The organism is Streptomyces sp. IBSBF 2435 (genome assembly GCF_036815005.1).
GTDB lineage: Bacteria > Actinomycetota > Actinomycetes > Streptomycetales > Streptomycetaceae > Actinacidiphila.
Genome location: NZ_JAJSYW010000204.1, coordinates 1 through 12,370 on the forward strand (window position 1 = coordinate 1; position 12,370 = coordinate 12,370).

At 72.6% G+C, this 12,370-nt stretch carries 9 protein-coding genes; 6 read left to right on the top strand and 3 right to left on the bottom strand.

Annotated elements, in window-relative coordinates:
• On the bottom strand, positions 1–872 hold an 872-nt coding region (locus V7E46_RS28790), incomplete at its 3' end, for a serine/threonine-protein kinase (RefSeq protein WP_443054378.1).
• Positions 873–1,020: 148 nt separating this feature from the next.
• Between V7E46_RS28790 and V7E46_RS28795 the strand changes: the two genes are divergently transcribed.
• A complete protein-coding gene (locus V7E46_RS28795; RefSeq protein WP_333771167.1) occupies positions 1,021–1,836 on the top strand; it encodes an MEDS domain-containing protein in 816 nt (271 codons plus the stop codon).
• A complete protein-coding gene (locus V7E46_RS28800; RefSeq protein WP_333771169.1) occupies positions 1,833–2,798 on the top strand; it encodes an anti-sigma factor RsbA family regulatory protein in 966 nt (321 codons plus the stop codon). Before V7E46_RS28795 ends, V7E46_RS28800 begins: the two co-directional genes overlap by 4 nt.
• 125 nt (positions 2,799–2,923) lie before the next feature.
• Here V7E46_RS28800 and V7E46_RS28805 read toward each other — a convergent pair whose 3' ends face one another.
• Complete coding sequence (locus tag V7E46_RS28805) at positions 2,924–4,081, bottom strand: carboxylate-amine ligase (protein ID WP_333771170.1); 1,158 nt, start codon at positions 4,079–4,081, stop codon at positions 2,924–2,926.
• A 344-nt stretch (positions 4,082–4,425) separates the two neighbouring features.
• Between V7E46_RS28805 and V7E46_RS28810 the strand changes: the two genes are divergently transcribed.
• Positions 4,426–4,740 carry an STAS domain-containing protein gene (locus V7E46_RS28810; protein ID WP_333771175.1) on the top strand — a complete coding sequence of 105 codons (315 nt, stop codon included), beginning with the start codon at positions 4,426–4,428 and terminating at the stop codon, positions 4,738–4,740.
• 435 nt (positions 4,741–5,175) lie between these two features.
• Positions 5,176–5,904, top strand: a complete 729-nt coding sequence (locus V7E46_RS28815; protein ID WP_443054379.1) for a GAF and ANTAR domain-containing protein — start codon at positions 5,176–5,178, stop codon at positions 5,902–5,904.
• A gap of 57 nt (positions 5,905–5,961) precedes the next feature.
• Here V7E46_RS28815 and V7E46_RS28820 read toward each other — a convergent pair whose 3' ends face one another.
• Positions 5,962–6,687, bottom strand: coding sequence for a GAF and ANTAR domain-containing protein (locus V7E46_RS28820; RefSeq protein ID WP_333771172.1), 726 nt, complete (start codon positions 6,685–6,687; stop codon positions 5,962–5,964).
• A gap of 475 nt (positions 6,688–7,162) precedes the next feature.
• On the opposite strand from V7E46_RS28820, the gene V7E46_RS28825 reads away from it, so the two are divergent.
• Both V7E46_RS28825 and V7E46_RS28830 read left to right on the top strand, forming a co-directional pair.
• Positions 7,163–10,561 (top strand): CARDB domain-containing protein, encoded by a 3,399-nt coding sequence (locus V7E46_RS28825; RefSeq protein WP_333771173.1) that lies wholly within the window; start codon positions 7,163–7,165, stop codon positions 10,559–10,561.
• Between the two features lie 138 nt (positions 10,562–10,699).
• Positions 10,700–12,289, top strand: a complete 1,590-nt coding sequence (locus V7E46_RS28830) for a purple acid phosphatase family protein (protein ID WP_333771174.1) — start codon at positions 10,700–10,702, stop codon at positions 12,287–12,289.
• The last annotated feature ends 81 nt before the right edge of the window (positions 12,290–12,370 follow it).

Sequence of the window (12,370 nt, forward strand, 5' to 3'; positions counted from 1 at the left end):
GCGGGGAAGCCGTAGGCGGGGGTGGCCTGCGCTGCCGCCGCGAGCATCCGGTCGAAGGCCTCGGCGTCGGGCCGCGCCGCGGGGTCCTTGGCGAGGACCGCCGACAGCGCGGGGCCCAGCGCGCCCGCGCGCACCGGTGGCGGCAGCGGCTCGTCCAGGACGGCGGCGAGCGTCGCCAGCGAGGTGCCCCGGCGCAGCGGGTGGGTGCCCTCGACCGCCACGTAGAGCATCATGCCCAGGGACCACAGGTCGGAGGAGGGGTTGCCCTCCACCCCGCGGATCCGCTCGGGCGCGATGTACTCGGGCGAGCCGATCAGCGCGCCGGTCGCGGTGAGCGCGGTGGCGCCGTGCACGGCCGCGATGCCGAAGTCGGTGAGTACCGGTGTGCCGTCCGGCCGCAGCAGCACATTGCCGGGCTTGACGTCCCGGTGCTGGACGCCCGCCTCGTGCGCGGCCCGCAGCGCGCCGAGCACCCCGCGGCCGACCCGGGCCGCCTCGGGCACCGGCAGCGGCCCCCGGTTCAGCCGGTCGGCGAGGCTGCCGCCGCGTACCAGCTCCATCACCAGCCAGGGATAGGCGTGCTCGGGGCTGTCCACGATGTGGTGGATGATCACCACGTTGGGGTGCTGGAGCCGGGCCAGCGCCTTGGCCTCGCGCAGCACCCGGTCGCGCATCAGCCGCGTGCCGTCCGGATCGGCCTCGGCCATGGCGGCGTCGGGCGGCCGTACCTCCTTCAGCGCGACCTCGCGGTCCAGCGCCGTGTCGCGGGCCCGCCAGACCAGGCCCATGCCGCCGCCACCGAGCCGGTCCAGCAGTTCGAACCGGCCGTCTACGAGCCGTATCCGCGGCCCCCCAGGATTCATGCCCGTCATCGTAGAAGACCCGGCGGGGTGCCCCGCCGCACTCCGGCGGGCGGGGTCGTCACGGCCGTGCGCGGCCCATGGGGCGGTTGGCCTCCCGCTCGCGGGGAGTGACACACTGTGCCGAGTCGTACGGTCGGGGTCGGGCGAGGAGGGCTGTGTGAGGATCACCCGCAGCGTGGCGAGCCTCTCCCAGGTCGAGGTCGGTGACCATGTGTGCTGGGCGGTGCCGCCGCAGGACGACTTCAAGCGGACCGCCCGGGGATACCTCTCGGACGGCACCGACCTCGGCGACAAGATCATGGTCGTCGGATCGCGGTCCCCGGTGTGGCCGGAGCTGGGTCCCGCACGGGGTCTGCTGGTCGATCCCGGCTCCGCCCGCCCGGGCGTACGCTGGGACGCGGACGCATTGGTGTCCCTGGTGCGGCAGGAGGCCGAGACGGCCGGCCGACAGGGCTTTCGGGCGTTGCGGGTGTTGGCACACATGGACAGGATCTGGCCTTCGGGGATCACCCCGGAGCAGGTGGCGGACCAGGAGCTGCGGCTGGACGCCTTGATCGGCGGCAGCGCGGCGATGGTGGTGTGCGCGTATACGGCATCGGAGTTTGCGCCGGACGTACTGGAGCAGGCGGCGAGCGTGCATCCGCATTTCGTCGGACGGTCCTCCCTGATGCCCTCCTTCCGCATGTTCAGCGCCGCGGAGGACCGCTGGAATCTGAGCGGTGTGGTGGACGCGGACGGCGCCGGGGCCTTCCTGACCGCGGTGACCGGGCTGCTGCGGACCACCCCGACGCTGCGGCTGTGCTGCGACGGACTGGAGCTGATGGACGCGGTGGGCATGCAGATGCTGGCCAAGGCCGCCGGCGTTTTCCCCGGCCGCAGGATCCTCCTGGAGCGCGCCAATTCCACCGTGCGACGGTGCTGGACACTGCTCGGTTACGACGACCCCTCCGTCCCTGCGGAGCTGGTGCCATGACCCCGCAGGCCACGGCCGGCGCGCCCGGAATCGCCGGGGCGCCCGCCTTCCGGCACGAGCTGTACCCCTACGAGGGCGACGCCTCCTTCCTCCAGGGCGCCCTGTCCTTCATCGAGGACGCGCTGGCCGCTGACGAGACGGTGCTCGTCGCGGTCGGGGAGGACAAGCAGGACATGCTGCGCGAGGCGCTGGACGCGACCGGGACGGACCGGCAGGTGTCGTTCGTGGACACCGGCGCGCTGGGCCGCAATCCCGGGCGGCTGATCCCGGCCTGGCAGGACTGGATCGCCAAGACCGCGGGCGGCGGCCTGCCGGTGCGCGGCATCAGCGAGAGCCCGTGGGGCACGGCCACTCCCGCCGAGCGCGGCGAGCTGCGCTACCACGAGTGGCTGCTGAACCTCACCTTCGCCAACTCCCCCGCCTGGTGGCTGCTGTGTCCGTACGACGTCACCACCGTGGAGCCGGCCGCGCTGGAGTCCGCGCGCCGGTGCCACCCGTACCGGCTCACCGACGCCCTGCACGGCGACAACCCGGACTTCGCCGACCAGCCGTTCAGCTTCGAGGAACTGTCCGCCGCCTGCGACCCCCAGCAGACCCTGGTCTACGGCGCGGGCGCGCTCGCGGCGGTCCGTGCCGCGGTGACCGCGTGCGCCACGCAGCACGGGCTGCAGGGCGCGCGGCTGAAGGAACTGCTGGTGGCCGCGACGGAGGTGGCCGCCAACAGCGTCCGGCACGGCGGCGGCTCGGGCCGCCTGCGGATCTGGGTCGATGGCGACGTCCTCATCTGCGAATTCCACGACTCCGGGCACATCCGCGACCCGCTGGCGGGCCGCTCGCGCCCGACGCCCGACCAGTTCGGCGGCCGGGGGCTGTGGCTGGTCCACCAGTTGTGCGACCTGGTGCAGATCCGCTCCACCGCCGAGAGCGGCACCACGGTACGGCTGAGCACCGCGCTGCGCTGACCGGCCCGCGGGGCGCCGCCGCCAGGCTCATCGGCCCGTGGGCCGCCGCCGGCGGGACGCGGGTGCGTCCGTGCCGGCGGCGGAGGCGGTCGGGCAGCCGGTGACCGGCGGCGCGTCCCCGGCGCTCAGCGCGCGGCGTCCGCCGCCGGGCGCGGCGCCGGGATGGAGCCGGTCCCCGCCGGTTCAGGCGCGGGCGGTGCGACCAGGTCCAGCACGGCGTCCAGCCCCTGGTCGCGGTGGGCGCGGCGCTGCCGGGCGGCGCCGGTGCCGTCGGTCAGCAGGCGGTCGAGGCCGGCTTGGACCCGGTCGAGATCGCCCATCTCCCGCAGGCTCGGCGCGCAGTGGCCGAGGAGCGCTTCCACGACCTGGGCGGCCGGGGCCGGCGTGCCGTGGCGCACGTCGACGAGGTCGGCGCCGAGCCCGTACCGGGCCGCGTGCCAGCCCGCCGCGTGCAGGATGCTGCCTGGCGGGTCGAGCGCCTTCCTTCCGCGCCGGGTCTCGCGCAGCGCCGTGGCCACGAGCCCGCGGGCGAGGCCGGCGAGGGTGACGGCGCTGTCCACATCCACCTGGACGTCGGGGGCCCGGATCTCCAGCGTCGGATACGTCTCGGACAGCCGGGCGTGCCAGTAGAGCTGGCGGCGGTCGGGGATCACACCGGTGGCCAGCAGCGCCGCCACGCGTTCCTCGTAACCGGCCGCGTCGCTGATGAAGGGGGGTGTACCGCTGACCGGCCAGCGCCCGAAGACCACCGTGCGCCAGCTGGCGAAGCCCGTGTCGCGGCCCTCCCAGAAGGGGGAGTTCGCGCCGAGCGCGACGAGGACCGGCAGCCAGGGCCGCAGCCTGCCGAGCGCCGCCGCGCCTGACGAGCGGTCGGGCACGGCCACATGGACGTGCATGCCGCAGATCAGCTGCTCGTCGACCAGTTGGGCGGCGTCGACGCGCATCTCCTCGTAGCGCCGCTCGGGAGTGACGGGCACGATGCCGCGGGCGGAGAGCGGTGCGGCGCCCGTCGCGGCGGGGCGGCAGCCGGTGCGTGCGGCCACACCGATCACGGTCTCCCGCAGTCGCCGCAGGTGGGCGGTGACCTCGTCCAGTCCCGTGCACACGGGCGTGGCGATCTCCACCTGAGCCTGGAGCAGTTCGCTGTCCACCTGGTGCGGGGCGAGTTCCGGGTCGTGGTCGGCGAGGGCCTGCACCCGGCCGGCCCGCGGGCAGGGGGCGCCGGTCTCGCTGTCCAGGAGCAGATATTCCTCTTCCACACCCAGGGTCGGGGTCGTTTCCATGGCGCCCGCCTGCCCCCGATCCTCCGGAACACCGCCAGGACGCGGCGGCTTGCGCCGAACGGGGCACGACCTGTTCAGCCGTCGCACCACGGGCACGCGGACAGAACCGCACCGGCCGGCAGCCCCGGCCGCCCGCACCCGCCCCGCGTGGAGGGGCGCGGGCCGGTACGCGTGGTGCGGTCCGGCGGCGCGGCGGCGCACCGCGCGGGCGCTCCTGCGTCCCGAGACGGGCTGCGTCAGGAGGCCCGAGCCCGCGGGGGCGCCCCAACTGTTAGCGTAAGAGGTGGTCAGGAAGCGGCCGTGCCCTTGTTGTGCACGAAGAACGGACCGCCGCTTTGCCCGCTGTGGACATCCTGGCCTACCGGGAGGAATCGCACGTCACCGTCGAGGTGAACGGCATCATCGACGCGATAGACCACGAGGCCGTCTCGTGTGCGCTGCGCTCGCATGTCGAGACGTGCGAGGAATCCGAGCTGGTCGTACGCCTGCACGATTCCATTGTCACCACCGCCGCGCTGCGCACCCTGTGCGAGACGTACGCGGCGGCCCGCGCCCGCGGCATCGCCCTGCGGGTCGTCGTCCCGCCGATAGCGGTCAGGATCTTCCACATGGCCGGCGTGGAATTCCTGCTCGCCCCTGAGGCATACCGCGGACGGTGACGCCGCAGGGAGCACGGGGCGGGCAGCCCGTGGCGCCCGGGAAACAGGCATAATGGCTTCGCTGAGGTCAGGAAGAGGCCTTCCCAAGGGATGTTCCTGCTTCCGTGGAGTTCTCCGTGCCCTCTGCCTGCCGCCGCGTCGGCCCGTCCGTGACCACACCGCCGGGCGACGCTGTCGGCCCGCGCCCCGCCCGCGTGCCGGATCGCCCGGCCCCCGTCCGGCCCGCCACCGCAGGCGAGCGGCCCCGGACCGTCCGGCGAGCGTACCGGTGCCTGGTGCGGCCCGGCCCCTCGCGCTGACGTCCCGGCGCTCTGCGTTCCCTTCCACCCGCGCGGGGATGCCCTACGCGTACGGCCCATGGCGGCGGCCACCCTCGCCGACCGACTGCCGCCTGTCCGCGCTTGCGCACCCCACCCCACTCAGATCGAGATGACCATGACAGACAGGTCAGAGTCCGCCGCGGTGGATCTGACCGCGTTGCTGCTGGAAACCGACACACTTGGAGCATTTCTGCAGACCCTCGCCAAGGCCGCGCTGCGGTACGCACCGGCAGCGCACGGGTGCGGTGTGACGCTGGAGCGGCAGGGCCGGCCGGTGACGGTGTCCAGCTCGGGAGAGGCGGCCACCCAGCTCGACGAGGCGCAGTACGGCCAGGACGACGGCCCGTGCCTCCAGGCGATGCGCACGGGCGAGACGGTCAGCGTGCCCGACACGCTGCGGGAGCAGCGCTGGGGCGGGTATCCGGCCTACGCCGCCGCCTGCGGGGCGCGCTCCTCGCTCTCGCTGCCGATCGCCCCGCACACCCACACCGCGGGTGCGCTGAACCTCTACGCGCCCCGGCCGCACGCGTTCGCCGACGCCGACATGACCGCGCTGCGGTCGCTGGCCTCCCAGGCGACGGGGGCCATCGCGCTGGCGCAGCGGATCGCCGACGCCGAGGAATTCGCGGCCGACATCCAGGCCGCCCTCCAGTCACGTACGGTCATCGACCAGGCGATCGGCATCATCATGGGCCAGCAGCGCTGCACCGCGGAGAAGGCCTTCGAGGTGCTGAGGACCGCCTCCCAGCACCGCAACGTCAAGCTCCGCGATCTGTGCGCGGAGCTGGTCACCAGCATCACCGGGCAGCCGGCGGCCGGCGACGCGATACAGCCGCGCCACTAGGACGGCGCCGCGCAGGCCGCAGCCCCCTGGCCTGCGCGCCGCGGCCCGGGACCGGTGTCACACGCGGGGCCGCAGCGCCTGGTCGTGCCCGGGGTCGCCGTAGCGGGCGACCAGTTCCGCGCACACGTCGCGGAGCTTGACGTTGCGGTGCTGGGAGGCCGCGCGCAGCAGCTCGAACGCGCCGCCGGGGCCGCACCGCTGCTGCGCCATGAGCACCCCGATCGCCTGGTCGATGACCGTGCGTGACTGGAGGGCCGCCTGGAGGTCCGCGACGAGCTCCTGGGCGTCGGCGGTCCGCTGGGCCAGCGCGATGGCCCCTGTCGCCTGGGAGGCCAGCGACCGCAGCGCGGTCATGTCGGTGCCGGCGAACGCGTGCGGCCGGGGCGCGTAGAGGTTCAGCGCACCCGCCGTATGGGTGTGCGGGGCGATCGGCAGGGACTGGGACGAGTGCGTGCCCAGGGCCGCCGCGTAGGCCGGATAGGCGCCCCACCGCCGCTCGGCCAGCATGTCGGCCACCGCGACCTCCTCGCCGGTGCGCAGCGCCTGCAGGCACGGACCGTCGTCGAGCGCGTACTGCCTCTCGTCCAGCCGCGGCGCGGTGTCGCCCACGCTGGTGACCGTCATCGGGCGGCGCTGGCGCTCCAGCGTGATGCCGCAGCCGTCGCTCTCCGGCGCGAGGCCGACGGCCGTCTCGGCCAGCGCGGTCAGGAAGCCCTCCAGACTCTGCGTGGTCAGCAGCAGGGCCGTGACATCGGGGATGTGGCGCCCGTCCGACGTGTCCATGATCGTCTCCTCTCGGCGGCCCACCGGCCCGCCGCTCACGTCGGCATCTGCCCCTGGAGACCGCGGGCACCCGACCCGGAGGGCTACGACCAGCCGGGCGGCCACCCCGTCCCGAACGGGACGGCAGGGTGCGGCCCACCCGCTTCCAGCGTCTGCCCTCCCGGCCGCCGGCGGCAAGTCCCGGCCGCGCGCGTCACGCCGGCTCCCGCGCCACCGGTGTCACCACCGTCCCGCCCGGACCGGGGTATGTCATCAACTCACCAGCTGTGCGTAAACCGTTGACAAAGGCGATACATGATTGGAACCTTTGACTCGCAAAAACCCGGCCAAGACATCCACATTTATTTGCTGCTGTTTGCAAGTTCGTGGCAGGAGCTGCCGTCCTGCCACGCCCAGTGCTGCGCGAACCGCTGCCGATGCGGCCCGGGGTCCTCCCCCCACCCGCTCTCTCGTTCCGGACAGAACAGAGGAGAACATGAAACGCAAGCAGCTCAGACGCCTGGTCACCGGCGTCCTGTCGGTCGGCCTGATCGCCCTCGGCCTCTCCCCCCTCGCCGCCTCCGCCGGGGCCGCCGACCGTCCCGACCTGGCGCTGGGCAAGGCCGCCTCGGCCGGCGGTTCCACCGGGGGCTACCCCGCCGCCAACGTCACCGACGGGAACCAGGGTTCGTACTGGGAAGGACCGACGAACGTCTTCCCGCAGGGACTCCAGGTGGACCTCGGGCACAGTGCCGCCGTCGACCAGGTGGTGCTCAAGCTGCCGGCCTCGTGGGAGGCGCGGTCCGAGACGCTCAGCGTGCAGGGCAGCGCGGACGGGACCACGTTCAGCACGCTGGCCGCCTCGCAGGCACGGGCGTTCGCGCCGGGATCGGCCAACACCGTGACCATCAACTTCACCGCTGCCAGCGCCCGTTACCTGAAGCTGAACATCACCGGCAACACCGGCTGGCCCGCGGCCCAGCTCTCGGAGTTCGAGATCTACGGCACGGACACCACCGACCCCGGCGGCGGCCCCAGTGACCCGGGCGACGGGAACGGCACCGACCTCGCGCGCGGCAAGCCGATCGAGGCGTCCTCCACCACCCAGTCCTTCGTCGCGGCCAACGCCAACGACGGGCAGGCCGCCACCTACTGGGAGTCCAACGGCTTCCCGTCGACCCTGACCGCGAAGCTCGGCGCCGACGCCGACCTCACCTCCGTCGTGGTCAAGCTCAACCCCGACGGCGCCTGGGGCACCCGGACGCAGAAGATCCAGGTCCTCGGCCGGGGCCAGGCCGGCGGCAGCTTCACCTCGTTGTCAGCCGCGGCCACCTACACCTTCAGCCCGTCCGGCAACCAGAACTCGGTGCGCATCCCGGTCAGCGGCCGGGCCGCCGACGTGCAGCTGGCGATCACCAGCAACTCCGGCGCGCCCGGCGCCCAGGTCGCCGAGTTCCAGGCCATCGGGATACCGGCGCCCAACCCGGACCTGACCGTCACCGCGCTGTCCTGGACCCCCACCGCTCCGGTGGAAACCGACACCACCACGGTGAGCGCGACCGTACGCAACATCGGCTCGGCGGCCTCCGCCGCCACCACGGTGAATGTCAGCGTGGGCGGTGTCGTCGCGGGCACCGCCACGGTCGGCGCCCTGGCGGCGGGAGCCTCCACCACGGTCTCGGTCGCCGTCGGCAAGCGGGCGGTGGGCAGTTACACCGTCACGGCCGCGGTGGACCCGTCCGACACGATCATCGAGCAGAACAACGCCAACAACAGCCTGACCGCGCCCACCCAGCTGGTGGTCGCCCAGAGCCCCGGGCCGGACCTCCAGGTGCTCGGCATCACCTCCAGCCCGTCGAACCCGGCGGTCGGCGCGGCGGTCTCCTTCACCGTCTCGGTGCACAACCGCGGTACCACGGCCTCCGGCGCCACCACGGTGACCCGGCTGACGGTGGCCGGCACCACGCTGAACACCAACACGCCGTCGATCGCGGCCGGCGCGACGACGACCGTGAACGTCACCGGCACCTGGACCGCCACCAGCGGCGGCGCCACCATCGTGGCCACGGCCGACGCGACCGGCGTCGTCGCCGAGACCAACGAGAGCAACAACATCTTCTCGCAGGCGATCGTCGTCGGCCGCGGGGCGGCCGTGCCGTTCACCGAGTACGAGGCAGAGGCCGGCACTTACCAGGGCACGCTGCTGACCACCGACCAGGTGCGCACCTTCGGCCACACCGACTTCGCCACCGAGTCCTCGGGCCGCAAGTCGGTGCGGCTGGACTCCACCGGCCAGTACGTGCAGTTCACCTCGACCACCCCGACCAACTCCCTCGTGGTGCGCAACTCCATCCCCGACGCGGCGGCCGGCGGCGGCATCGACGCCACCATCAGCCTCTACGTCAACAACAGCTTCGTGCGCAAGCTCACCCTCTCCTCGAAGCACAGCTGGCTGTACGGCAACACCGACGGCCCCGAGTCGCTGACCAACACCCCGCAGACCGACGCCCGTCGGCTGTTCGACGAGTCCAACGCGCTGCTGACCCAGACCTATCCGGCGGGCACCACCTTCCGGCTGCAGCGCGACGCCACCGACACCGCGTCGTTCTACATCATCGACCTGGTCGACCTGGAGCAGGTGGCCCCGCCGGCCGCCAAGCCGGCCGAGTGCACCTCGATCACCGAGTACGGCGCGGTGCCGGACGACGGGATCGACGACACGGCCGCCATCCAGCGCGCGGTGACCGCCGACCAGAACGGCACCATCACCTGCGTGTGGATCCCGCCGGGCCAGTGGCGGCAGGAGCAGAAGATCCTGACCGACGACCCGCTGAACCGGGGCCAGTACAACCAGGTGGGCATCAGCAACGTCACGATCCGCGGCGCGGGCATGTGGTACTCCCAGCTGTACACCCTGACCGAGCCGCAGGACGCGGGCGGCATCAACCACCCGCACGAGGGCAACTTCGGCTTCGACATCGACAACAACACGCAGATCTCCGACATCGCCATCTTCGGCTCCGGCCGGATCCGCGGCGGTGACGGCAACGACGAGGGCGGTGTGGGCCTCAACGGCCGGTTCGGCCGCGACACCAAGATCAGCAACGTGTGGATCGAGCACGCCAACGTGGGCGTCTGGGTCGGCCGCGACTACGACAACATCCCCGACCTGTGGGGTCCGGCGGACGGGCTCCAGTTCAGCGGCATGCGTATCCGCGACACCTACGCCGACGGCATCAACTTCACCAACGGCACCCGTAATTCGCGGGTCTTCAACTCCTCCTTCCGCACCACGGGCGACGACTCGCTGGCGGTCTGGGCGAGCCGGTACGTGAAGGACCCCTCGGTCGACATCGCGCACGACAACCACTTCGTCAACAACACCATCCAGCTGCCGTGGCGGGCCAACGGCATCGCGATCTACGGCGGTTACGGCAACAGCGTCGAGAACAACCTGGTCTACGACACGATGAACTACCCGGGCATCATGCTGGCGACCGACCACGACCCGCTGCCCTTCTCCGGGCAGACGCTGGTCGCCAACAACGCCCTCTACCGGACGGGCGGCGCCTTCTGGGGCGAGGCCCAGAAGTTCGGCGCCATCACGCTGTTCGGGTCGAGCCGCGACATCACCGGTGTCACCATCAAGGACACCGACATCTACGACTCGACCTACGACGGCATCCAGTTCAAGAACGGCGGCGGCAGCATGCCGGGCGTCGTGATCAGCAACGTGAAGATCGACAAGTCCAACAACGGCGCCGGCATCAGGGCCCAGGGCGGTGCCCGCGGCAGCGCGACGCTGACGAACGTGACCATCACCAACTCGGCCGAGGGCAGCATCCTGATCGAACCCGGCTCGCAGTTCACGGTCACGGGAGGCGCCAGCTCCTGATATCCGCCAGGACCGCTGAGCGGCGGCAGGCCTGATTCCGCCGCGGGGCCCCGGACTTCGGTCCGGGGCCCCAAGCGGCCATCGGCGGTTCACCTTCGCGTCGCCCTCCGGTCGCCGGACGCTGCGAGATTGCGCCGCATGGACACACCTCACACGGGTATAGACGCCAGGCTCGCGGCGAAGATGAGCATGGCAGAGCAGCACGAGTATCTGCGGTCCAAGGTGACGCGCCGGCGCGTGGTGCTCGGCGGGATCGCCACCGCGGGCACGGTCGCCGCGTCCGGGCTGGTCGGCGGGGTCGCGCAGGCGCAGACCCCCGGCCTGCTCACCCGGCCGGCCACCGGCCACCACGTCGACGGTGCGCTGGTCGCCCCCTTCGGGCGGCACCTGCAGTTCGGGGCCGACCCCAGGACGCAGTTCACCATCTCCTGGCAGGTGCCGCTGGCGGTGCGCAAGCCGTTCGTGCGGATCGGCCTGCAGCCCTGGTCGCTCAGCCACAAGATCGAGGCCGAGGTCCGGGACCTGCACACCCCGCAGCTGCTGAACAGCAAGCTGCCGCCGGTCGACCAGTTCTACCTGCACGCGCGGATCGGCGGCCTGCGTCCCGGCACCACCTACTACTACGGTGTCGGCCACGACGGCTTCGACCCGGCGACCTCGGCGGCCTTCGCCACGATCGGCTCGTTCACCACCGCGCCCGCACGCGGTGAGCGCTTCACCTTCACCGCCTTCGGCGACCAGGGCGTCAGCTACCACGCCCTGGCCAACGACTCCCTGATCCTGGCCCAGAACCCGGCCTTCCACCTGCACGCGGGCGACATCTGCTACGCGGACCCGGACGGTTCGGGCCAGCAGAGCGACGGGGCCGACTACGACGCGCGCACCTGGGACTCCTTCCTGGCGCAGACCGAGTCGGTGTCGGCCCGGGTGCCGTGGATGGTCACCACCGGCAACCACGACATGGAGGCCTGGTACTCGCCGAACGGCTACGGCGGCCAGGAGGCCCGCTGGACGCTGCCCGGGAACGGCCACGACCCGAAGAACCAGCCGGGCGCGTACTCCTTCGTCTACGGCAACACCGCGGTGGTCGCGCTCGACGCGAACGACGTGTCGTACGAGATTCCCGCCAACTACGGGATCACCGGCGGCAAGCAGACCGCGTGGCTCGACCGCACCCTGGCCGGCTACCGCGGCCGGCGCGACATCGACTTCCTGGTGGTCTTCTTCCACCACTGCGCCTACTCCACCACCAACTCGCACGCCTCCGACGGCGGTGTGCAGGCCGAGTGGGTGCCGGTCTTCGAGAAGCACCAGGTCGACCTGGTGATCAACGGCCACAACCACGTCTACGAGCGGACCGACGCGATCCGCAAGGGCGCGGTCTCGCACGCGGTGCCGATCGGCGGGACGACGCGTCCCGCCACCGACGGCACGGTCTACATCACCGCGGGCGGCGCGGGCCGCAGCCTGTACGACTTCCCGGCCCCCGACAGCTACGAGGGCAGCGAGCACCCGGTGGACACGGTGACCACCTGGCACTCGGCCAAGGGCGGTGCCCACGTCGTGGACACCGTGCACTGGTCGCGGGTCCGCTACACCGGCTACTCGTTCGTCTCGGTGGACGTCGAACCGGCCCGCTCGGGCCGCGAGTCGACGCTGACGGTCTCGGCGATCGCCGAGACGGGCAAGCGCATCGACCACTTCACCGTCGCGCGCCGCGCCAAGTAAGCCCCCCTGGGGGGGGGGGGGGGGGGGGGGGGGGGGGGGGGGGGGGGGGGGGGGGGGGGGGGGGGGGGGGGGGGGGGGGGG

Excerpts from the sequence above, each read along its gene's own strand:
- V7E46_RS28830 (WP_333771174.1), top strand. The coding sequence starts at position 10,700 with ATGGACACACCTCACACGGGTATAGACGCCAGGCTCGCGGCGAAGATG.
- V7E46_RS28800 (WP_333771169.1), top strand. The coding sequence starts at position 1,833 with ATGACCCCGCAGGCCACGGCCGGCGCGCCCGGAATCGCCGGGGCGCCC.
- V7E46_RS28820 (WP_333771172.1), bottom strand. The coding sequence starts at position 6,687 with ATGGACACGTCGGACGGGCGCCACATCCCCGATGTCACGGCCCTGCTG.
- V7E46_RS28825 (WP_333771173.1), top strand. The coding sequence starts at position 7,163 with ATGAAACGCAAGCAGCTCAGACGCCTGGTCACCGGCGTCCTGTCGGTC.
- V7E46_RS28805 (WP_333771170.1), bottom strand. The coding sequence starts at position 4,081 with ATGGAAACGACCCCGACCCTGGGTGTGGAAGAGGAATATCTGCTCCTG.
- V7E46_RS28815 (WP_443054379.1), top strand. The coding sequence starts at position 5,176 with ATGACAGACAGGTCAGAGTCCGCCGCGGTGGATCTGACCGCGTTGCTG.